At 65.0% G+C, this 20166-nt stretch carries 22 protein-coding genes and 1 pseudogene; 11 read left to right on the forward strand and 12 right to left on the reverse strand.

The features are described 5' to 3' along the window. Positions 1–23: 23 nt before the first annotated feature. Together groL and FJ960_RS28360 are read left to right on the forward strand one after the other, a co-directional pair. A complete protein-coding gene (groL, locus tag FJ960_RS28355; RefSeq protein ID WP_140718440.1) occupies positions 24–1640 on the forward strand; it encodes a chaperonin GroEL in 1617 nt (538 codons plus the stop codon). A 226-nt stretch (positions 1641–1866) separates the two neighbouring features. Further along, the gene (locus tag FJ960_RS28360; RefSeq protein ID WP_140718441.1) at positions 1867–2364 is read left to right on the forward strand and encodes a GAF domain-containing protein; all 498 of its coding nucleotides are present in this window, start codon (positions 1867–1869) and stop codon (positions 2362–2364) included. A 16-nt stretch (positions 2365–2380) separates the two neighbouring features. Here the strand turns inward: FJ960_RS28360 and FJ960_RS28365 are convergent, their stop codons facing one another. From FJ960_RS28365 to FJ960_RS28380, 4 genes are all read right to left on the reverse strand, one after another. Next, entirely contained in the window at positions 2381–3430 is a 1050-nt protein-coding gene (locus tag FJ960_RS28365; RefSeq protein ID WP_140718442.1) for an alpha/beta fold hydrolase, read from the reverse strand. A gap of 175 nt (positions 3431–3605) precedes the next feature. Then, positions 3606–4649: an AraC family transcriptional regulator gene (locus FJ960_RS28370; RefSeq protein ID WP_140718443.1), complete on the reverse strand. Its 1044-nt coding sequence runs from the start codon at positions 4647–4649 to the stop codon at positions 3606–3608. A gap of 124 nt (positions 4650–4773) precedes the next feature. Then, on the reverse strand, positions 4774–5835 hold the full coding sequence (locus FJ960_RS28375) for a YeiH family protein (protein ID WP_140718444.1): 1062 nt from the start codon (positions 5833–5835) through the stop codon (positions 4774–4776). A gap of 151 nt (positions 5836–5986) precedes the next feature. Continuing rightward, the gene (locus FJ960_RS28380) at positions 5987–6364 is read right to left on the reverse strand and encodes an ester cyclase (protein WP_181174349.1); all 378 of its coding nucleotides are present in this window, start codon (positions 6362–6364) and stop codon (positions 5987–5989) included. Between the two features lie 350 nt (positions 6365–6714). Here FJ960_RS28380 and FJ960_RS28385 point away from each other — a divergent pair, with 350 nt between their 5' ends. The 5 genes and pseudogenes from FJ960_RS28385 (at position 6715) to FJ960_RS28405 (ending at position 10380) form a co-directional block, all read left to right on the forward strand. Continuing rightward, positions 6715–7200 carry a GNAT family N-acetyltransferase gene (locus tag FJ960_RS28385; RefSeq protein WP_140718445.1) on the forward strand — a complete coding sequence of 162 codons (486 nt, stop codon included), beginning with the start codon at positions 6715–6717 and terminating at the stop codon, positions 7198–7200. A gap of 2 nt (positions 7201–7202) precedes the next feature. Continuing rightward, entirely contained in the window at positions 7203–7586 is a 384-nt protein-coding gene (locus FJ960_RS28390; RefSeq protein WP_140718446.1) for an ACT domain-containing protein, read from the forward strand. 153 nt (positions 7587–7739) lie between these two features. Continuing rightward, positions 7740–9172, forward strand: a pseudogene (locus FJ960_RS28395) (aldehyde dehydrogenase family protein). Positions 9173–9277: 105 nt separating this feature from the next. Continuing rightward, positions 9278–9688, forward strand: a complete 411-nt coding sequence (locus tag FJ960_RS28400) for an MbcA/ParS/Xre antitoxin family protein (RefSeq protein WP_140508495.1) — start codon at positions 9278–9280, stop codon at positions 9686–9688. Then, on the forward strand, positions 9682–10380 hold the full coding sequence (locus FJ960_RS28405) for an RES family NAD+ phosphorylase (protein ID WP_140508497.1): 699 nt from the start codon (positions 9682–9684) through the stop codon (positions 10378–10380). The genes FJ960_RS28400 and FJ960_RS28405 overlap by 7 nt, the downstream gene beginning before the upstream one ends. 21 nt (positions 10381–10401) lie before the next feature. On the opposite strand, the gene FJ960_RS28410 is transcribed toward FJ960_RS28405, so the two are convergent. Further along, positions 10402–11274: a LysR substrate-binding domain-containing protein gene (locus tag FJ960_RS28410; protein WP_140718447.1), complete on the reverse strand. Its 873-nt coding sequence runs from the start codon at positions 11272–11274 to the stop codon at positions 10402–10404. A 124-nt stretch (positions 11275–11398) separates the two neighbouring features. Between FJ960_RS28410 and FJ960_RS28415 the strand changes: the two genes are divergently transcribed. Further along, positions 11399–11602 (forward strand): hypothetical protein, encoded by a 204-nt coding sequence (locus FJ960_RS28415; RefSeq protein WP_140718448.1) that lies wholly within the window; start codon positions 11399–11401, stop codon positions 11600–11602. Between the two features lie 28 nt (positions 11603–11630). Further along, on the forward strand, positions 11631–12383 hold the full coding sequence (locus FJ960_RS28420; protein WP_140718449.1) for a sulfite exporter TauE/SafE family protein: 753 nt from the start codon (positions 11631–11633) through the stop codon (positions 12381–12383). A 55-nt stretch (positions 12384–12438) separates the two neighbouring features. Here FJ960_RS28420 and FJ960_RS28425 read toward each other — a convergent pair whose 3' ends face one another. Continuing rightward, a complete protein-coding gene (locus FJ960_RS28425; RefSeq protein WP_140718450.1) occupies positions 12439–13008 on the reverse strand; it encodes a DUF308 domain-containing protein in 570 nt (189 codons plus the stop codon). A gap of 216 nt (positions 13009–13224) precedes the next feature. On the opposite strand from FJ960_RS28425, the gene FJ960_RS28430 reads away from it, so the two are divergent. Continuing rightward, a complete protein-coding gene (locus tag FJ960_RS28430; RefSeq protein WP_140718451.1) occupies positions 13225–14124 on the forward strand; it encodes an AraC family transcriptional regulator in 900 nt (299 codons plus the stop codon). 37 nt (positions 14125–14161) lie between these two features. Here FJ960_RS28430 and FJ960_RS28435 read toward each other — a convergent pair whose 3' ends face one another. After that, complete coding sequence (locus FJ960_RS28435; RefSeq protein WP_027146284.1) at positions 14162–14611, reverse strand: universal stress protein; 450 nt, start codon at positions 14609–14611, stop codon at positions 14162–14164. Positions 14612–14872: 261 nt separating this feature from the next. On the opposite strand from FJ960_RS28435, the gene FJ960_RS28440 reads away from it, so the two are divergent. Further along, entirely contained in the window at positions 14873–15454 is a 582-nt protein-coding gene (locus FJ960_RS28440) for a histidine phosphatase family protein (RefSeq protein ID WP_140718452.1), read from the forward strand. 285 nt (positions 15455–15739) lie between these two features. Here FJ960_RS28440 and FJ960_RS28445 read toward each other — a convergent pair whose 3' ends face one another. The 5 genes from FJ960_RS28445 to FJ960_RS28465 all read right to left on the reverse strand — a co-directional run bounded on the left by FJ960_RS28445 (position 15740) and on the right by FJ960_RS28465 (position 20103). Then, positions 15740–16141 (reverse strand): VOC family protein, encoded by a 402-nt coding sequence (locus FJ960_RS28445; protein WP_140508505.1) that lies wholly within the window; start codon positions 16139–16141, stop codon positions 15740–15742. A gap of 76 nt (positions 16142–16217) precedes the next feature. Further along, entirely contained in the window at positions 16218–17276 is a 1059-nt protein-coding gene (locus FJ960_RS28450) for an RNA polymerase subunit sigma-70 (RefSeq protein WP_140718453.1), read from the reverse strand. A gap of 37 nt (positions 17277–17313) precedes the next feature. Beyond that, on the reverse strand, positions 17314–18060 hold the full coding sequence (locus tag FJ960_RS28455) for an SDR family oxidoreductase (RefSeq protein WP_140718454.1): 747 nt from the start codon (positions 18058–18060) through the stop codon (positions 17314–17316). Between the two features lie 147 nt (positions 18061–18207). Next, positions 18208–18960 (reverse strand): pseudouridine synthase, encoded by a 753-nt coding sequence (locus tag FJ960_RS28460; RefSeq protein ID WP_140718465.1) that lies wholly within the window; start codon positions 18958–18960, stop codon positions 18208–18210. Between the two features lie 261 nt (positions 18961–19221). Beyond that, on the reverse strand, positions 19222–20103 hold the full coding sequence (locus tag FJ960_RS28465; protein WP_140718455.1) for an aldo/keto reductase family oxidoreductase: 882 nt from the start codon (positions 20101–20103) through the stop codon (positions 19222–19224). Positions 20104–20166: the final 63 nt, after the last annotated feature.

Below are 20166 nucleotides of genomic sequence, written 5' to 3' on the forward strand. Positions count from 1 at the left end.
CTCAAACTCGAACGGAAAAAATCATGTCCGCCAAGGAAATCAAATTCTCCACCGATGCGCGTGACCGCATGCTGCGCGGCGTCGAAATTCTCACCGATGCGGTGAAGGTGACGCTGGGCCCCAAGGGCCGCAACGTCATCATCGACAAGGCTTACGGCGCCCCGCGCATCACCAAGGACGGCGTCACCGTCGCCAAGGAAATCGAGCTTGCCGACAAGTTCGAGAACATGGGCGCGCAGATGGTGCGCGAAGTGGCCTCGAAGACCAACGACCTCGCCGGTGACGGCACCACGACAGCCACGCTGCTGGCCGCTTCGATCCTGCGCGAAGGCGCCAAGCTGGTCGCCGCCGGCATGAACCCGATGGATTTGAAACGCGGCATCGACCAGGCCGTCGCCGCCGTCGTCGGGGAAATCAAGGCGAAGGCCAAGAAGGTCAAGTCGTCGGCCGAGATCGCGCAGGTCGGCACCATTGCCGCCAATGGCGACGCCAGCGTCGGCGAAATAATCGCCAAGGCGATGAACAAGGTCGGCAATGACGGCGTCATCACCGTCGAGGAAGCCAAGACCGCCGAGACCGAACTCGACGTCGTCGAAGGCATGCAGTTCGACCGCGGCTATCTCAGCCCCTACTTCGTCACCAATGCCGACAAGATGCGCGCCGAGCTTGAGGACCCCTATATCCTCATTCATGAGAAAAAACTCGGCAATCTGCAGGCGATGCTGCCCATCCTCGAAGCGGTGGTGCAGGGCGGCAGGCCGCTGCTGATCATTTCCGAGGATGTCGAAGGCGAGGCCCTCGCCACCCTGGTCGTGAACAAGCTGCGCGGCGGCCTCAAGGTCGCGGCCGTCAAGGCGCCGGGCTTCGGCGACCGTCGCAAGGCGATGCTGGAAGACATCGCGGTGCTCACATCGGGCCAGATGATTTCCGAGGATCTCGGCATCAAGCTTGAAAACGTCACCATCGAGATGCTCGGCCGCGCCAAGCGCGTGCTGATCGACAAGGACACCACCACGATCATCGACGGCGCCGGCACCAACGCGACCATCCAGGCGCGCGTCGCCCAGATCAAGGGCCAGATCGAGGAGACAACGTCGGACTACGACAAGGAAAAGCTGCAGGAGCGGCTGGCAAAGCTGTCAGGGGGCGTTGCCGTCATCCGCGTCGGCGGCGCCACCGAATCGGAAGTGAAGGAAAAGAAAGACCGTATCGACGACGCGCTGAACGCCACGCGCGCGGCCGTGGAAGAAGGCATCGTGCCAGGCGGCGGCGTCGCCCTGCTTCGCGCCCGGTCGGCGCTATCAGGCCTGAATGGCGCCAATGCCGATGTCACCGCCGGCATCTCCATCGTGCTTCGCGCGCTTGAGGCGCCGATCCGCCAGATCGCCGAGAATTCCGGCGTCGAGGGCTCGATCGTTGTCGGCAAGCTCGCCGACAGCAAGGATCACGATCAGGGCTTCGACGCCCAGAACGAGGTCTATGTCGACATGATCAAGGCCGGGATCGTCGACCCGGCGAAGGTGGTGCGCACGGCATTGCAGGACGCCGGCTCGATCGCGGCCTTGCTGATCACCGCCGAAGCGATGATCACCGACGTCCCGCCGAAGGATGCGGCACCGGCGGGCGGCGGCGGCTACTAAGATCCAGCCCGGACTGCGAAAGGTGGTTCATGGAGGCCACCTTTTCAGGCCCGACCTGTTGAGCTAGGACGGCGGCGGCTATCCTCATCTTGAGGCTTTCGCCGGAGTTGGGATTCACGCTAGACTATTTCCGTGGGCCGTTGGTGCAAAGCTTTGGCCGATTTCGGCTTTGCCCGATTTGGCAACCGATCGAACGGAACCGCGATCCTCAGTTCGGAGACAAGTCATGTTTGCGGCCCAGGCCATCGATACCTCAGACAAGGCCGCGTTCTATCGTGACCTCGCCAAGCAATTGAAGGCGCTGCTCGAGGGGGAGCACGATTCGATCGCCAACGCCGCCAACACCTCGGCGCTGATCTTCCAGATGGTGCCCGACCTCAACTGGGCCGGCTTCTACTTTCTGGCATCGGACGAAGAACTGGTGCTCGGCCCCTTCCAGGGCAAGCCGGCCTGCGTGCGCATCGCGGTGGGCAAGGGCGTATGCGGAACGGCGGTCGAGCTCGGCACCTCGATGCTGATCAAGGACGTGCATGATTTCCCCGGCCACATCGCCTGCGACGCCGCCTCGCGCTCCGAGCTGGTGGTGCTTTTGGAAGACGAGGAGGGCGTCTTCGGCGTGCTCGATCTCGACAGCCCGACGCCCGGCCGTTTCGACAGTGCCGACCAGGCCGGCATCGAGGCGCTGGCCGCGATCTATGTCGCGGCGAGCTCGTTCCAGGACTGACCTTCCGGCAGCGCAATCAAGGCGCTGCCTTCAGCGCGCGCCTGAAGGCCGTGGTCGCCATGTCGATCAGTTGCGCATGGATTTGCGCGCGTGACCGGCCCGCGCCGTCGTCGCATACGGGGTCGCCGATCTCTTGAGATATGATGAGCGCCGACGCGCCGGGTTTGCACTCGCCGAACATGCTGTAGTGGCTGGCATCTCCGATCGTTGCGTAGCTGGCATTGGGAATCGCGTTGGCGATGCCCGACGCATCGGTGGTCGCGGGGATTTTTCCCGGCTGGCCAAGATTGACGATATCGACCGGGATTTTGATGCCGGAAATGCTCCCGGCGTCAAAGACATCCGATGGCGCGGGGTCGACCGCCATGACGAAGCGGACGCGCCGGTCACTGTTGTCGCGGCCGGCGAGCCGCATATCCATGGCGTGGAGGTCGACGCCGCTTTGCCTCACCCAGCCGCAAAGCGATGCGTTGAGCAGGTCGGTGTCGCAATAGGCCGCCAGCAGCTTCGGGTCGACGCGTGCGCCGGCAATGGCGAGCGCCGTGCCTCCGCCCATAGACAGGCCCAGGGCGCCCACTTTGCCTTGCTCGATGTGGTCCCGGAAGGAGGCCTCGTTTTCCATCGCGTCCAGGGTTGCCGTGAGATCGGTGGGTCGCAACCACAGTTTCATCGTCTCGGCGGCGGACCTATTTTTCCCGCCGTTTCCCGGATGGGTGGGCGCGGCGACGATGAAGCCTTGCCTCGCCAGAGGCGCCGCTATCCAGCTCAGGGCTTGCGGGGTGCCGGCCAGGCCGGCGCCATGCGAGAGCAGGATGAGAGGGAATTTGCCGGGAGATACCGGCGCATCACGCTCGGCCGACGTTCCGGTGAAGAACTCGCTGTCGCCGAGCATGACAGCCACGCCGCCCGGTTCTGCCGGATACCAGACGGTGACGTCGAGATCGCTGCCGCGCTCCAGCGATCGGGCGGCAACATGGCGAACACCGACGGCATCGCCGGCATTGGCCTGGTGTTGCAGCGCAAGCGTGGAAATGATGATGGCGCAAAGCATGGTTCGAAATCTCATTGAAGTCTCCGTTTTCCGACAGCGCCATCGCCGCAACTCCCGAAGTCTCCGGGCAGCAGCTTCGGTCGCAGTCTCGATGACGCGGTATCGCCGGGTCTGGGGGCGCCCGCGACCTCGATTGCGATCGAGGACGTCCACAATCGCGATCTGGTACGGCCGCCGCGGAACGGTGTGCTCAGCTGCTCACGGGGCTCGATGGCGCCCGCGTGTTCTTCTCGCGCCAGGCGAGCGGGGTCGTGCCGGTCACGCGGCGGAACTCACGGTTGAAGTTCGATTTGGTCTGGAAGCCGGCGGCGAACATGATTTCGGTGACGGACTGCCCGGTTTCGCCGAGCAGCCGACAGGCCTCGGCGATGCGGTGTTCGTTGACATATTGCGAGACGTTCCTGGCCATCGCCCGATTGATGGCCGCCGAGATCTGCCGCGCCGGAATTCCGGCCCGCCTGGCAAGCCGGTTAAGGTTGAGGTTGGCGTCGCGATAGAGCTTCTTCTCCTGCATCAGCTCGTTCACCCTGGCGATCGTGTCGGCGTCTTCGCCGTCATCGGGCGGCGATAATTGGCCTATCGGATCGGCGAGGGTGCCGGGAATATGGCTTTGGCTGGCCGCCGCCGCCGCTACGCCGACAATGACGAGGATAAACAGATTGGCGATGCCGATGATCGTCGCGGCACGGTCGTCATGGCCGGATGCCAGCTCGAAGGATACCAGCATGTCGACCAGGGCCGACAGGCACAGTGCCGATGCCGCCGCGATGATGGCCCTATAGGCAGGCACCGCGCCGTCGAAAGGCGCCAGCCGAAGCCCATCCGCGCCGGACCGCAACAGCCAGAGGATGGCCGCGGCGTAGATGAAGTCGATTGCGACGAGCGCCACGTCAACCGCGTCGCGCCGCACGATGACCAGCAGCATGACGATTGCCGCCGGCGCCGCGTGGAGCATCAGCAAGGCCGGCCACCGGCGGTGTCCGGTGCGGACCAGCCTCGAGACACCGGCGTAGAGCAGCGAGGGCATGATGGCGGCGGAGACGGGAGCGATGTAGCCGACCGCGCGGAGGTCATAGCCCCAGCGCAGGCCGGTCAATACGGATTGCAACGCGGCAAGCAGGATCAGGCTAAGAAGCGGCAGGTTGGGCGCGGCGTCATCCTCGCGCCTGGCGACGACCCAGAGCAGGATGAACAGCAACAGCGCGACGACGAAGGGCAGGGGGACGAACGGCATGGGTCGGGGGCTCTGTGCTGACAGACGGACCCTAGCCGAAGTGGTCTCGATTCCCAATTAGAGCCGTTCGAAAACCGGTCCGCACTTTTTCTGGAACTACTCCAGCGATAGGGCTGAGCCCGTCTCAGACCAATTTCACCAGCATCAGGCTGAAGCAGCCGATGAACAGGAAGGCGCAGAAGGCGAGCGCCAGCGGGCGCAGGCCGCGCGAGCGCAGTTGCGAAATGTCGGCCTGCAGGCCCATGGCGGCAAGGCCCATGGTCAGCATGATGGTGGTGGCCAGCACTACCGCCTGCTTCACTTCGGCTGGTATCGTAACCAGGCTGTTCAATGCCACGGCGGCGACGAAGGCGGCGACGAACCATGGCATGGGCGGTCGCGCCGCCGAGTGGTCGCTGCTCCCGCGGCGCGCCATCAAGCCGAGCGCGATGACCATCGGCGCCAGCATGGCGACGCGGGTCAGCTTGGCCACGGTGGCGATCTCGCCGGACTGGGTGCCGTTCTGGAAACCGGCGCCGATGACCTGCGCCACCTCATGGATCGAGGCGCCCGCCCACAGGCCGAAAGCATGCTGGTCGAGACCGAGCAGCGGCGCCAGCAGGGGAAAGCCGAGCATGGCGACGGTGCCGAACAAGGTGATCGAGGCGACGGCGTAGGTGACGTCCTCGTCGCGCGCGTCGGTGACGATGTTGGTGGCGACGATCGCCGAGGCGCCGCAGATCGAGGTGCCGGCGGCGATCAGCTGCGCCAGCCTGGCATCGACGCCGATCAGCCGGCCGAGCGTGATGGTGAAGACGAAGGTGGCGCCAAGGGTCAGCGCCACGATGCCGACGCCGCCGGCGCCGATCGAGGCGACCTGGCCGAGCGTCAGCTGGAAACCGAGCAGCACGATGGCGAAGCGCAAAAGGCGCTTTTGCGAGAAGGCGATGCCGGCCTTGGCGTGCGCCGGTGTGCCGAGCACGTTGGAATAGACCATGCCGGCGACGACGGCCAGGATCATCGGGCTGAACAGGGCGAAACCGGAGACATTGCGGGCCGAGAAGGCGACGGCCGTGATCATCGCCACCAGCACGATGCCGGGAATGATGCCGTTCGCCAGGGAATCGAGGCGCTTGCGACCCTGCGCCAGATCGGCGGAGATCGTGCTTTTCGGAATATCATTCGCGACGCGGGTCAGGGAGGGCAATGCAATTCTCCAAGCGACTACAACGGAGAAATGCCATTTCAGGACCAATCATTCCAACGAATTATTTTCGTTAGAATGATCGAGTTTTCCGAACGATTTTGCTTGTGCCGAAAGGCTGCCGCACCCGGATCGAGCAGCGAAGAGGCCGAGACTACAGTTGCGCTTCGATCGCCACCTTGTCGATTACCGACCAGACGTTCCTGATCCTGTCGTTCAGGAATTCATAGAAGACGTTCTCGCTGAAGGAGATTTTCCTGCCGTTGATGGGCAGGCCGAGGAAAGTTCCCTTGGGCGTGCAGTTGAACTGGAGGCGGCTGGCTATGAATGGCGGGTCGGAGATCAACAGCTGGACGTCGAAAAAGAGGTCCGGGATTTCGCGAAAATCCCGCTCCAGCATGTCGCGGTAGCCTGACAGTCCAACCCGGTCGCCATTGTAATGCACCTCGTCATGGACGAAGCGATGCAGCCTTTGCCAATCCTGGTTGTTGAGACAGTCGATATAGCCTCGATAGAGATCGGTTTCGCTCACGGCGATGGCTCCATTGCTAGAACGCCCGATCGGGAAGATAGAACGGCCACGGATACAATCCAGCGCTTTACCCGCGAAGGCATCGACCCGCGGCGGGAAAGCCGGCGACGCCCGGCGGCGGCTGGCACAACGACCGGGCCAGACGGTGCCTTGACGCATCACGGTTGCTGCTCCAGCTTGCCGCCATGTTCGTTCTCGCTCCCGCCGACACCAAGCGACGCCGCCCCCGCACCGTGCGGAAGGGCACGCTGATTGCGCGACGAGGAAGACCGGCTTTATAGATCCGCTTCGTTTCCCACAGCCCGCCCGCGAAAAACGCCGGCGGGCTTTTTCATGCCTGGAGCCTTGTGATGATTGCCAATTCTTCCATCCGGTTTCGTCCAGCCGAGCCTGCCGACGCCGCCACGATCCGCGACATCGTGCGCGCCGCCTATGCCAGATGGGTGCCGGTGATCGGCCGCGAGCCGCTGCCGATGCGTGCCGATTACGACAAGGCCATTGCCGAACACCAGTTCGAGCTCGCCGTCGCGGAGGACCGCATTGTCGGCATGGTCGAGACCATGCTGGCCGACGATCACCTGTGGATCGAGAATGTCTGCGTCGCGCCGGAGGCGCAGGGCAGGGGCATCGGCCGGCTGCTGCTGGAGCGTGCGGAAACCAAGGCACGCGAGGCCGGACGCCCGGAGCTCCGCCTGTTAACCAACGGTGCCTTCGAAGCCAATGTGTCGCTCTATCGCAAGCTTGGCTATACGATCGATCGGGAGGAGCCGTTTATGAACGGAACGACGGTCTATATGAGCAAGCGGCCAGTTGGATGCCCGCCAATCGGAGCGTGAGGATGACTGCCAGGATCAAGCTTAAGCAACTCACTGGCCTCCATGCGATTTCGCGGCTTCAAGCCGATGACGGCATTCCCGCCTGGGCGGACGGACCGGGCTTCGTCAGCATCACCAGAACCGATGACGAGCTCTCGATCACCTGCCTCCAGGATCGCGTGCCGGATGCCGTCAAGCATGATCGCGACTGGGTCGCCTTCAAATTGCAGGGGCCGTTTGCGTTCGACGAAACCGGCATCGTGCTGTCGGTCATAAAGCCGCTGTCGGAAAACGGTTTGGGCATCTTCCTGGTATCGACATTCGATGGCGACCACCTGCTGGTGAAAGCGGCGGACGAGCCCGCGGCGAGAGGCTTTCTGCGCGAAGCCGGGCATACGCTGCTATAGTCCGCTCATCGCTGGTCCAGCCCTCTGGCTCAACCAGTGGCGCGCTGGCTCAACCACTTCGGGGGTTGCGTTTGACAGCGCCGTTTGTGCATCGTTATTTCGCGCCCGATATGACGGCCCGCCCGGCTATGCGGCACACTCCAGGAGAAACCCATGTCACACAATCTGCAGTTCTATATCGATGGCGCATGGGTCGATCCCGTCGTGCCTAACACGCTCGACGTCGTCGATCCGTCGAATGAGGATGTCTTCGCGCAGATCTCGCTCGGCTCCAAGGCCGATGTCGACAAGGCGGTGGCCGCTGCCAAGCGCGCCTTCGACACTTATGGCTTCACCTCGGTCGAGGAGCGCCTCGACGTCCTCAGCCGCGTCATCGAGGTCTACAAGAAGCGCAGCAAGGACCTGGCGCTGGCCGTGTCGCGCGAGATGGGCGCGCCGCGCCAGATGGCGCTCGACAGCCAGGTCGGCATCGGCCTGGCGCATCTGACCAAGATGACCGAGACGCTGAAGAATTTCCAATTCCGCCACGTCAAGGGCAACCACCTCGTGGTCAAGGAGCCGATCGGCGTCGTCGGCCTGATCACGCCCTGGAACTGGCCGCTGAACCAGATCACCTGCAAGGTCGGTCCGGCACTCGCGGCCGGCTGCACCATGGTGCTGAAGCCGTCTGAAATCGCGCCGCTCAACGCGATCATCTTCGCCGAGATCATCGACGAGGCCGGCGTGCCGAAGGGCGTGTTCAACCTCGTCAATGGCGATGGCCCCGGCGTCGGCCAGGCGCTGTCCAGCCACCCCGACATCGACATGATGTCGTTCACCGGTTCGACGCGGGCTGGCATATTGGTGGCCAAGGCCGCGGCCGACACGGTCAAGCGCGTGCATCAGGAGCTTGGCGGCAAGTCGGCCAACATCCTGTTCCCGGATGTCGATCTCGCCACCGCCGTCAGCAAGGGCGTCGCCGGCTGCTTCAGCAACAGCGGCCAGTCCTGCAACGCGCCGACGCGCATGTTCGTGCCGCGCGACCGCCACGACGAGGCCGCCGGATATGCCAGGGTGGCGGCTGAAAAGTTCACCGTCGGCCCGGCCGATGGCGCCAACACCAAGCTCGGCCCTGTCGTCAGCCAGGTCCAGTTCGACAAGATCCAGGACCTGATCCAGAGCGGCATCGACGAGGGTGCGACGCTGGTCGCCGGCGGCCCCGGACGCCCTGCCGAACTCAACCGCGGCTACTATGTCAGGCCGACCGTTTTCGCCGACGTCACCCACGACATGCGCATCGCGCGCGAAGAGGTTTTTGGGCCGGTGCTGGCGATCCTGCCCTACGACACGGTCGAACAGGCAGTCGAACAGGCCAACGACACGGTCTATGGCCTTGCCTCCTACATCCAGGCCAAGGACCTGCAGAAGGCCCGTGACGTGGCCGCGCGCATGCGCTCGGGCAACGTCTACATCAACTATCCCCAATGGGATGCCGGCCTGCCCTTCGGGGGCTACAAGCAGTCCGGTAAGGCCGCGAATACGCCGAATACGGGCTGGAGGATTTCCTCGAGATCAAGGGCATCGCGGGGTATGAGGCGGCGGAGTAAGGCACTGCGCCAGACAGTCGCTCTCCCCCATTTCATGGGGAGGAACCGAAGTCCTTGCCAATTGGCAGATACGTGCTATATATCTGCCATTAGCGAGGTCTAAACATGCAGCTTCAGTCCATCGTCACCACACCGGCCACGGTTGGCAGCGCAATTTCGGATGAAGAGGCGGGCGCCTTGGCGCGGACCACGATCAATCTGTTCAAGGCCTGGAATCTCACCGATTTCGAGGCCTGCGTCCTGCTTGGCGGCATCTCGGCGCGCACCTGGGCACGGTGGAAGGAAGGCGGCATCGGCCGGATCGACCGCGACCTGCGCACCCGCATGGCCCATCTGATGGGCATCCATAAGGGGCTGCGTTATCTCTTCACCGAGCCGGCACGCGGCTATGCCTGGATTCGCAAGCCCAATGCCGCCTTCGGCGGGCAATCCGCGCTCGACCTGATGATGCGCGGCGACATCGCCGATCTCGCGGCGATGCGCGAATGGCTCGACGCGGAGCGTGGTGCATGGTGAGTGGACTTGCGGTCCGGCGCCGCGTCCACTGGCCCCAGACCTATCGCATCATCCGCTCCATCCATCCGCCGATCGACCTGTTCGAGGACATCGCAGACCCGCGCGACTGGGAGGCGCTGGCCGCCGTCGAGGAGAAGACCAATCCGCGCATCCGGCTCGAGCTCGGTGATCTCGGCAAGGTGCCGGCCGCAAGGCGTGTTTCGGGTCCCGGCGCCAGTTTCGTCATGGCGCCTTTCGTGCATTGTTCGACCTTGCGGCCCGGCCGCTTCTCGGACGGCAGCTACGGTATCTATTATGCCGGCGACAGCGAGGACGTGGCGCTGGCCGAAACCATCCACCATCACCAGAAATTCATGCGCGCCACCAATGAGGCGCCCGGCTGGACAGCCGATTTCCGCGTGCTGATCGGCAGCGTCGACCGCGACCTCGACGACGTCAACGCCGTGCCCGGCGTGCTCGACCCGGACGACTACGCCGCGTCGCAGGCGGAAGGGCGGGCGTTGCGGGCCGCCGGCAGCGATGGGCTGGTGTGGAACAGCGTGCGCATGGCGGAAGGAGAGTGCATCGGCATCTTCTGGCCCGACGTCATCGGTGTCCCGGTCCAGGGCCGCCACTACAGTTATCACTGGGACGGCGCCCGCGTCGATTTCGTGCGCCAGCACGACACGGGCAAGGTGTTGGAAGTGGTATGACCAGGCCGGTGCGGCTTGGCCTCACACCAGCGCCGCCGCCAGCAGCTTCGCCTGCGGCGTCAGCGCTTCGAAGCTGCGGGCGCACAGATTGAGCTGGCGCGTGGCCCAGTCATCGGTGAGCCGCAGGCTGCGCAGCGTGCGGGCGGCACGGCGCGCGGCACTTTCGGGCACGATGGCGATGCCGGCGCCTTGCGAGACCAGCCGGCAGACATTGTCGAGGCCTGGCACGCGGATGCGGAAGTGCAGGTGGCCGCCGAGCCTGGCGGCCTGGCGGGCTATGTGCTCCTGCAAGGGATGGCCGGCGCTCAAGCCGACGAAGGCTTCACCGAGAATGTCGGCAAGGGCGGCGGTACGGCTTTCGAGGCTGGGCTGGGTCCGCGCGATGATCACCACGAGCCGGTCGACGAAAAACGGTTTTTGCTCGAGATGCGAAAGGCCGGCCCAGCTGGCGGCGATGCCGAGATCGGCCGCACCGTTCGCCACCGCCTCGGCGATCTCATGGCTGGGGCGTTCGTCGAGGTCGACGTCGATCCGGGGATGCGCGGCCAGGAAGGCCGGCAGTGTGTCGCGCAGCAGTTCACTGGTCGCCGCCGTATTGGCCATCAGCCGCACGCGGGCGCGCAGGCCAGTGGCATAAGCGCAGAGGTCGCCGGCCATGGCCTCGATCTGGTTCTGCACCGCGCGCGCATGGTGGAGCAGCGCCTGTCCGGCCGCCGTCGGCACCACGCCGCGGCGCCGCCGCTCCAGAAGCGGCGCGCCCAGGCTTTCCTCCATGCCCTTGATGCGCGCGCTGGCCGAGGCGAGGGCGAGGCCGGCGAGTTCGGCGCCACGCGTGATGCTGCCGCGTTCGGCCACCAGCAGGAACAGCCGGAGATCGGTGAGGTCGAAGCGCATTTTTTCGCTCCTGCAAATCGTATCGCGTCGTTTCAGCCTTCGTGCTGGCCGAAGGCTGGCAGCGCAACTTCCACATTGTGGGCGGCGTGCATCTCAGTCAAATCATTTGCGGTGGAGATGTGTGATGCGTGAAAAAACATCAGGCCGGCAAGGCCTCGGGATTCTTGAATGCGCGGCGATCGTGCTGGCGCTCGCGGTGGCCTCGCTTGCCACTGCGCAAATGCAGTCTGGCGTGCGGGGATGCGCGGTGACAGCGGCTTCCGTCAGCCGCGATGCCGTAACGGCAAAACCGGAAGCCGAGGCGACGGACATGTTGCTGCACGACTGAAGGAACCCGGCGTGCCCAAAGTCCATCCATGCTGAGCGGGGCCATAGCCTTCATCGGCGCCGTCTTCCTCGCTGCCGGCTTCGTCAAGGGCGTTGTCGGCATGGGGTTGCCGACCATGGCGATGGGCCTGCTGGCGGTGACCATGCCGCCGGCGCAGGCCGCCGCTCTGCTGTTGATCCCGTCGCTGGTCACCAATCTCTGGCAGTTGTTCACCGGTCCGTCCTTCGGCGGCTTGTGCAAACGCCTGTGGATGATGATGGCCGGCGTCGTCATCGGCACCGTGACCGGCGCCGGCCTGCTGACCGGCGCGCACACGATGATGGCCTCGGCCGGGCTTGGCGCCGCGCTGGTGCTCTATGCACTGGTCGGCCTGGCCAAGGCCGGCTTCACCACGCCGCCGCGCCATGAGGCTTGGATATCGCCGCTGGTCGGTGTGGCGACCGGACTGGTCACCGGCGCCACCGGCGTCTTCGTCATTCCCGCGGTGCCTTATCTGCAATCGTTGCGGCTGGAGAAAGAGGACCTCATTCAGGGGCTCGGCCTGTCCTTCACCGTATCGACCTTGGCCCTTGGCTTCGGACTATTCACGACCGGCGCACTGGTATCGCCGACGGCGCAACTGGCGGGGTCGGTCCTGGCCCTGGCACCGGCGCTGGCCGGCATGTTCATCGGCCAAGCGCTGCGCCAGAGGATGAGCGTCGGGACCTTTCGCACGGTGTTCTTCGCCGGCTTGCTGGTGCTGGGTGCCTATCTCGCGCTGGAGGCTGTGCTGCGGGGCTAAAAAGGGCCGGGCCGCAAACGGTCTTGCGAGTGTTTCGGCCAGGCCCAGCACGGGATCAAGCGGTGGGCTTGCGTGCCTGCATGACGCTCAGCCATATCGCCGAGACGAGAAAATAGAAGGCGCCGAACGCGGCATAGGGCGCGATATCGGTGATGTCCGGCGTCGCGGTGCCGATTGCCTGTTTGATGAAGAAGCCGCCGGCAAGCGCCGACTGCGCACCGCTCAGCACCATCGCCCATTGCGCGCCGGCCCGCCAACGGCGCACACCGGTCGCAAGCTGGAACAGGCCGGAGAGAACGGCCCACGCCCCGAACACCGCCAGGACCGCGTGCGGGCCCTGTCCAAGAGCGATGAAGACCGCGATGGCCGTGATCGTGCTGGCCGCCGCGTTGAGCGCCTGGCTGGAATTGGCCTTCAGTCCACCGCTGCGCTGCGCATCCAGACTATTGGCGATCGCGTCCCATGCGGGGTAGGCGACCAGCAGTACCGCCGCGACCGGCGGCGCGCTTTTGCCAAGGGTAAAGGCGGCCGCTACCCAGGCCACCGAAAAGCCTGCCCGCAGGAAATAATATGACTTCAGCCATTGCGATGCGGCGTCGGGTGCCTGGAGTGTTTGAGTGCTCATTGGAACGTCCTGTCTTGCTGGTTGGAATGGCCCCGGGGGCGGCGAGTTGACCCGCTTGATCGACTTGGGATCATGTCCTCAGGTGGATGATTGGAACAGCTCATGCTCGCGGCTTTGCTTGCGGGAATGGCTTTAATCCAAGGCAAAAACAGCGCATAATCAGCACGAAATGCGCTATCGTCGTTAGGAATGTAGGGGAACCGGCTGACCGCATCCATGACGGAATCGCCTGAAAATTTGACCATTCTTCCGGATGGAGCATCCCACGTTACCGGCGATCTCCTGTCGCATGTGCTGGCGCAGATCAGGCTTACCGGGGACCAGGTTTTTTCGCGTTCGCTGGCAAAGGCGGAACAACTCGATCTCGACGAAGGGCAAGCCCATATCGTCGTGGTGACAGCCGGCGCGCTGCACATGGAGAGCGAGGATCAGGCTCCTGTCGTCATCGAGGCCGGCGACCTCGTGCTCCTGCCTCGCGGTCCCGGTGGGTCGCGGCTGGTGGCGTCGCTTGCGCAGGTGGCGATCGTCACCTGCCGCTTCTGGTTCGATCCGGATAGTCTTCGGGGGATGATCTTTGCCTTGCCGCAATCCATCCATATCGGACGTGCCCAGGGGGCAGGATGGATAGACGGAATGCTGCCCTTCCTGATGATCGAAACCAGCGACGCCCAGCCCGGCGCGGCCTTGATGATTTCCCGCATCATCGACCTCATGGTCATCCGCACCTTGCGCAGTTGGGTCCATGAAGGACATGCCACGGGCTGGCTCGGCGGGCTTTCGGATGCACGCATCGCCCGATCACTGAAAGCCATCCACGAAAGGCCGCTGCAGCGGTGGAGCATCAATGAACTGGCCGACAAGGCCGGCATGTCGCGTTCGAGCTTCTGCGAGCGCTTCGCCGCGCTCGTCGGGCGCTCGCCGCTGCGCTATCAGAATGAATGGCGCCTAGGCCTGGCCCGGGACCTGCTGGCCAGGCGAGACGCGCGCGTGGGCGAGATCGGCTTGCGCATCGGCTACGAGTCCGAGGCCGCCTTCAGTCGCGCCTACAAACAGCTTTTCGGGCATCCGCCACGGGTTGAATATGCCCTGGCGAATGAACCCGCCAAGCAGCGCTGACCGACGGCGCCATTTTGAAGATATCGAGTTGCGGCCGCTACCGCACCACGAGCACCGGGATCTCGGTGTAGGACAGCACTTCCGCCGTCTGGCTGCCCAGAAGCAGCCTGCCCAGCCCGCGGCGGCCATGCGAGGCCATGACGATCAGGTCGCAACCTTGCGCCTTGGACAGGTCCAGGATCGCTTCGGCGGGTCGGTTGTCCTCGACATGGACCAGCTTGGCGGACACGCCGGCGGCGTCGGCCGATGCCTTGCACTTGTCGAGCACTTCCTTGCCGTAGCGGCGCGCTTCTTCCTGGTAGACGGCCAGCTCATCGCCGGCGACGTAGCCGGCCATGGCGCCGCCCCAGGCGAAGATCGGGAATTGTTCCGAAACGGTGATGAAGGTGACGGCGGCGCCGATGCCCTTGGCCAGCGTGAGGCCATGGGCAACGCCCTTGTCGGCCAGTTCCGAGCCGTCGGTGGCGATGAGCAGATGTTTGTACATGACGATCCGACCTGTGATGCCTGATGACTATCCAACAGAGATAGTTATGCCCCCGCGCTCATTCATTGAGCCAATGCGGCGGGGATCCGGGCCAGGGATGTGGCCCAATATCGGTGCTTGTCGTCGGGAGCGGCCGACCGTCGGCCTCGGCGCCGCCCCTCAGCGCCAATCTATCGAGAAGAGGCATGGCACAATTTCGCCGGCCGGATTCCCCTTTGCGAAACCGTCCTCTAAGGTGCCGCCGACATCGAAGGGCATCCCATGAGCAACGCGTTTCCGCAGATCCATCTGGTCCGGCATGGCGAGACGGCATGGAGCCTTTCGGGGCAGCATACCGGGCGCACCGACATGCCGCTGACGCCGGCCGGCGAGGCGGCCGCGCGCGGCGTCGCGGAGCGGCTCAAAGGCTTGTCGTTTTCCGCGGTTTGGTCAAGCCCTTCGCAACGCGCCTACAACACCAGCGTGCTTGCCGGCTTTGGCGCGACAAGCGTCAAGGTGGACGACCTGCAGGAGTGGGATTACGGCGCCTATGAAGGGCGCACGACGAAAGAAATCCTGGCCGAGCGGCCGGGCTGGAACGTGTTTCGCGATGGCTGCCCGCAAGGCGAGATGGCGGCCGATGTCGGCGGCCGTGCCGACAGGATCATCGAGCGCCTGCGCAGGGCCAACGCCGACATACTGATCTTTTCCAGCGCGCATTTCCTGCGCGTGCTCGCCGCCCGCTGGCTCGGCCTGCCGCCGGAAGGCGGCGCGCTGTTCGTGCTCGACACGGCCAGCATCAGCGTGCTCGGCTACGAGCATGACCTCGGCGAGCCGGTCGTGCGCAAATGGAACCTGAAATAGGGGTGCAGCGGTGCCTGCTCAGCGCGGAAGCGCCCGTCACTTCGTCATCCTGAGCGGAGCAAGGAGCGTAGCGACGCGGCGCAGACCCCTGGAGCTGCTCCGCAGCCCAAGGGATCCATGCCGCGAACTCAAGGCGTCTCCACGGTGCCGATCCTGTTCCGCTGCATCCCCCGATTGCTGTCACGGCATGGATACCAGGGTCTCCGCGACGCCGCTTCGCGGCTGCTTCGCACTGGTATGACGAACGCGGAGAGCCTCGGCTAATTCCGGATGCTGGGCTGCTCTCTACCTCTCGAACTTCCTGATTGCCTCGGCGGTGACGGGCTGGAAGAAATTCACCAGATTGCCGTCTGGGTCGCGGAACAGCAGCGAGCGGTTGCCCCAGGGCATGGTGGTGGGCTGCTGCACGATCGTGTTCTTGATAAGGTCCGACAGCCGGGCGAATTCGGCATCGACGTCGCCGACGCGGAATTCGAGGATGGCCGTGTGGTTGTCGGCGGGACGGGCGATGTCGCCGCCGAACAGCATCAAAGTGCGCGTGCTGCCGATCGCCAGCGTGCAGGCCGGTGTCGCCAGTTCGGCGAAGTCTTCCGTGTATACCGTCACCGGCATGCCGGTGATCTCGCCGTAGAAGCGCACGAGGCGCTGGACATCTGATGTGATGATGCGGACAGAGACGAAATTCATCGCATTGGCTCCTTGATCTCGAAGCCGCGACCGGCTCCCGACCGATCCATAGACCAGGTCTCCTGCCAGCTTTCTGTCAGGAGATGGGTTGCGATGGCCGCGCTTGCGGCTCGGACCAGACCGGCGGCAGGCCGAAGGCTGCGAACAAATCGGGTCCGAGCGGGCGGACATAGACCGTCAGCGCGGCGATCTGGCCGTCGGCCGGCTCGATGACGTGCAGCGATTGCGCGCGCCACGCGGCATCCTGATGGCGCTGCGCATAGATCGCCACAGCGGGCTGGCCATTGGCCCTTGTCGCCACCGCGCGGTAACCGGCGAAATTGTTCCACACGGTGTCGAAGAAACCGTGGATCGCCTGGCGGCCCTGGTACCAGTCGTGCCAGGGCGGCATGTGGTAGGTGGCATCCTCGCGCAGGAGTTCGATGAAGCCGTCGAGATTGGCGGCATCCCAGGTCCTGATATATCGTTCGAGCAGCAGGTCCTCGTCGGCGCTCGGCCGCGCGCGCTGCAGTGGCCGCCCCTTGGGAAAGCGTTCGCCGAGTGTGGCGCGCGCCCGCTGCAGGGCGCTGTTGATCGACGCCGTAGAGCCGCCCAGCAATTGCGCCGCCTCCAGCGCCGACCAGCCGAGCACGTCGCAAAGCAGGAGCGCGGCGCGCTGCCTGGGCGGCAGAAGCTGGATCGCCGCGACGAAGGCAAGCCGGACGGCCTCGCGGGTTTCGTAACGCGCTTCGGGGCCCGGTTCGCCGTCGGCGAGATTCGGCAGCTCGGCGTCGGGATAGGGCTCCAGCCAGGTCAGTTCGGCGGCTGGGCCAGCGGCGGCGCGGCCTTCGGTCGGCGGCCGTGCCGGCTCTTCGAGAATGCGGCGCGTCGACGACCTTGCCTTGATCGCGTTGAGGCAGCTGTTGGTGGCAATGGCGTAGAGCCAGCCACGCGGCGAGCCGTGGCCGCCGAATTGCGAGCGGCCGCGCCATGCTTTCAGGAAAGTGTCCTGGACGAGGTCGTCGGCCTCGTGGAGCGAGCCCATCATGCGGTAGCAGTGCAGCTTGAGTTCGCGGCGGTGGGCGATGGTCAGGCGCTCGAAAGCGGGCCGGTCGAGGACCGGCCGGCCCGATGGCCCGGCAGGAGCGTCTGTCATTTCGAGCTCGCCATGATTTCGGGCCATCCTGCGCGCCTCACGCCACCGCCGCAAGGCCGCTGCCGCTCACCGTGAAGGCGGTGCCCTGCATCTTGCCGGCAGCGAGCGCGACCACGGCACTGGCGACATCGGCGGGCGTCTGCATATCGGTCATGCTGGCCAGGAAATCCGCCGGGCTGATGCCGAGATAGGCCGAAACGCTCGATATGCCGCGCTGGCCGACGCCGGTGCCGGCCATGATGCGCATCGGCGCCAGCGCCATGAAGCGCAGGCCAAGGCCAAGCCGGTCGGCTTCCTTCTGGCTATGGGCGGCGAGGAACAACTGCATGCGCTTGGCGCCGGAGTAGCCACCGGAATTCGGTGGGCCGCCGCTGAATGCAGCGCCGCTGGAGATCAGCACCACGCGGCTGCCGGGCTTCAGCCCGCCGCGCAGCGCCGCCCGGCAGAACAGGAAGGACGCCTTGACGTCCATTTCCCAATTGGCCGAGAACTCGTCCCAGCTCTGGTCCTGAAGCGGTGCCGACGGGGCGAAGGCACCGGCGCAGATCACCAGCACGTCCGGTTCGAGCGCCGCGAACACTGCCTCTGGCGCGGCCTCCCGCGTGGCGTCCGCCGCCAGCGTCCTTACGCCCGACGCCTCCCAGGAAAGTTCCTTCAAAGCGTCCGCGCCCCGGGCGACGGCGAGCACGGTTGCTCCCTCGCTCAGCGCGGCTTCCACGATGGAGCGGCCGACGCCCCGGCTGCCTCCGACCACGACGACATTTTGACCTTTCAACGATCCCATGGATCACCTCGCTTTCCGGCCCGGAGGATTCCGGCGCCTAATGATCAGGACAGCGGAGGCGGGTGGAAATCATCGGTGGTGGCGAGGATTTTTTGAGGCATTGTCCGGCCGCCACCCGCCGAAAAGGCCAGCAACGCAAAGGAACGCTCACGCCCCCAGCAACGCCAGTTCCTCCGCCGTCAAATGCCGCGCCGTGCCCTTGGCGAGGTTGCCGAGCGGCAGGCTGCCGATGGCGATACGGATGAGGCGCTTGACCTCGATGCCGTGAGCAGCAAGCAGGCGGCGGATGTGGCGGTTCTTGCCTTCGTCGAGCACGATCTCCAGCCAGGCGGTGCGGCCGCCGCTGCGCAAAAGTTCGATCGAGTTTGCCGCCAGCGTCTCGCCGTCGACGGTGACGCCGGCGCTCAACCCGTCCAGCGTCGTTTCATCCGGCACCGTGGCGACCTGCACGTGATAGGTCTTGGGCAGATGCGAGGCCGGATCCATCAGCCGGTTGGCGAAGCGTGTGTCGTTGGTCATCAACAGCAGGCCTTCGCTCGCCTTGTCGAGGCGGCCGACCGGCGAGACATAAGGCAAATCGAGCCCTTCGAGACAGGCATAGACGGTGTCGCGCTGTTGTGGATCGTCACGGGTGGTGACCACTCCGCGCGGCTTGTTCAGCATCAGATAGACCTTGCGCTCGGCAACGACAGCATCGCCATCGACGACGATGCGGTCGCGGCTCATGTCGACGCGCAGCGAGGCATCGCGCACCACCTTGCCGCCGACGCGCACGCGGCCGGCCGCGATCAGCACCTGCGCCTGCGTGCGCGAACACAGGCCGAGTTTTGACAGTGCGCGGTTCAGGCTGACGCCAGCGCTCGCCGGCCTGCCGGTGTGGTGTGTGTGCCTTGGTGTCATGGCCGTAATGCCGGTGTCGCTCAGGCCGACTGATGGCACGGGCGGCGCCGGCTTCGCAAGCCGGGCGAGGTGGGTTTCGGCACCGCCGCGCTCCACGGCGCCCCCCTCTGTCCTGCCGGACCCGACCCTACGCTATCGCTCCGGGCATTCGTCGTTCGGAAAGCCAAGCAATTGGCTTCCCGTCCGCTTCGCGGACCACTCCTCCCCCCACGAGGGGGTAGATCGGAAGCTCGAATGTCGGCTCTCTCTGCCGCGACCGCCTCAGGCGGCTGCCTTCTCGGCCGCGATGCCGTTCAAGACCTGGATCACATCGACCGGCAGCTTCAGCTCGGCCGCCGCCAGATTCTCCCTGAGATGCCCGACCGACGAGGTGCCCGGGATGAGCAGGATGTTGGGGGAGCGCTGCAACAGCCAGGCGAGCGCCACCTGCATGGGTGTCGCGCCAAGTTTTTGCGCGACGTTGGCAAGCGTGCTCGACTGCAGCGGCGTGAAACCGCCGAGCGGGAAGAACGGCACATAGGCGATGCCGTCGGCGGCAAGCTCGTCGATCAGCGCGTCATCCTGACGATGCGCGATGTTGTATTGGTTCTGCACGCAGACGATGTCGACCATGCCGCGCCCCTGCGCGATCTGTTTGCGCGTGACATTGCTCAGGCCGATATGGCGCACAAGGCCCTGGCGCTGCAGTTCCGCGAGCGTGTCGAGCTGCGGCTCGAGCGATCCTTCGGCGGGTCCATGTATCCCATGCATGGAGCGCAGGTTGACGACCTCGAGCACATCCAGCCCGAGATTGCGCAGATTGTCGTGTACGGCCTGCGTCAGCTCCTGCGGTGACATTGCGGGTATCCACGATGCATCCGCCCCGCGCTTGGCACTGATCTTGGTCACGATGGTGAGGTTGGCGGGGTAGGGGTGCAGCGCCTCGCGGATGATCTGGTTGGTGATGTGCGGGCCGTAGAAATCGCTGGTGTCGATGTGGTCGACGCCGCTGGCAATGGCCTCGCGCAGCACGGCGAGCGCGGCGTCGCGGTCCTTTGGCGGGCCGAAGACGCCCGGTCCGGCCAGTTGCATGGCGCCGTAGCCGAGGCGCTTCACGGTGCGGTCGCCGAGTTTGAAAGTTCCGGCCTTGCTGATGTCGGTCATGGTGTCATCTCCTTTGGGTCAGCCAGATATAGACAACGCGCACTTGAACGATAATATGGTGCA

The organism is Mesorhizobium sp. B2-3-11 (genome assembly GCF_006442215.1).
In the GTDB taxonomy this organism is placed as follows: domain Bacteria; phylum Pseudomonadota; class Alphaproteobacteria; order Rhizobiales; family Rhizobiaceae; genus Mesorhizobium; species Mesorhizobium salmacidum.

Excerpts from the sequence above, each read along its gene's own strand:
- groL (WP_140718440.1), top strand. The coding sequence starts at position 24 with ATGTCCGCCAAGGAAATCAAATTCTCCACCGATGCGCGTGACCGCATG.
- FJ960_RS28360 (WP_140718441.1), top strand. The coding sequence starts at position 1,867 with ATGTTTGCGGCCCAGGCCATCGATACCTCAGACAAGGCCGCGTTCTAT.
- FJ960_RS28365 (WP_140718442.1), bottom strand. The coding sequence starts at position 3,430 with ATGAGATTTCGAACCATGCTTTGCGCCATCATCATTTCCACGCTTGCG.
- FJ960_RS28370 (WP_140718443.1), bottom strand. The coding sequence starts at position 4,649 with ATGCCGTTCGTCCCCCTGCCCTTCGTCGTCGCGCTGTTGCTGTTCATC.
- FJ960_RS28385 (WP_140718445.1), top strand. The coding sequence starts at position 6,715 with ATGATTGCCAATTCTTCCATCCGGTTTCGTCCAGCCGAGCCTGCCGAC.
- FJ960_RS28390 (WP_140718446.1), top strand. The coding sequence starts at position 7,203 with ATGACTGCCAGGATCAAGCTTAAGCAACTCACTGGCCTCCATGCGATT.
- FJ960_RS28400 (WP_140508495.1), top strand. The coding sequence starts at position 9,278 with ATGCAGCTTCAGTCCATCGTCACCACACCGGCCACGGTTGGCAGCGCA.
- FJ960_RS28405 (WP_140508497.1), top strand. The coding sequence starts at position 9,682 with ATGGTGAGTGGACTTGCGGTCCGGCGCCGCGTCCACTGGCCCCAGACC.
- FJ960_RS28410 (WP_140718447.1), bottom strand. The coding sequence starts at position 11,274 with ATGCGCTTCGACCTCACCGATCTCCGGCTGTTCCTGCTGGTGGCCGAA.
- FJ960_RS28415 (WP_140718448.1), top strand. The coding sequence starts at position 11,399 with ATGCGTGAAAAAACATCAGGCCGGCAAGGCCTCGGGATTCTTGAATGC.
- FJ960_RS28420 (WP_140718449.1), top strand. The coding sequence starts at position 11,631 with ATGCTGAGCGGGGCCATAGCCTTCATCGGCGCCGTCTTCCTCGCTGCC.
- FJ960_RS28425 (WP_140718450.1), bottom strand. The coding sequence starts at position 13,008 with ATGAGCACTCAAACACTCCAGGCACCCGACGCCGCATCGCAATGGCTG.
- FJ960_RS28430 (WP_140718451.1), top strand. The coding sequence starts at position 13,225 with ATGACGGAATCGCCTGAAAATTTGACCATTCTTCCGGATGGAGCATCC.
- FJ960_RS28435 (WP_027146284.1), bottom strand. The coding sequence starts at position 14,611 with ATGTACAAACATCTGCTCATCGCCACCGACGGCTCGGAACTGGCCGAC.
- FJ960_RS28440 (WP_140718452.1), top strand. The coding sequence starts at position 14,873 with ATGAGCAACGCGTTTCCGCAGATCCATCTGGTCCGGCATGGCGAGACG.
- FJ960_RS28445 (WP_140508505.1), bottom strand. The coding sequence starts at position 16,141 with ATGAATTTCGTCTCTGTCCGCATCATCACATCAGATGTCCAGCGCCTC.
- FJ960_RS28450 (WP_140718453.1), bottom strand. The coding sequence starts at position 17,276 with ATGACAGACGCTCCTGCCGGGCCATCGGGCCGGCCGGTCCTCGACCGG.
- FJ960_RS28455 (WP_140718454.1), bottom strand. The coding sequence starts at position 18,060 with ATGGGATCGTTGAAAGGTCAAAATGTCGTCGTGGTCGGAGGCAGCCGG.
- FJ960_RS28460 (WP_140718465.1), bottom strand. The coding sequence starts at position 18,960 with ATGACACCAAGGCACACACACCACACCGGCAGGCCGGCGAGCGCTGGC.
- FJ960_RS28465 (WP_140718455.1), bottom strand. The coding sequence starts at position 20,103 with ATGACCGACATCAGCAAGGCCGGAACTTTCAAACTCGGCGACCGCACC.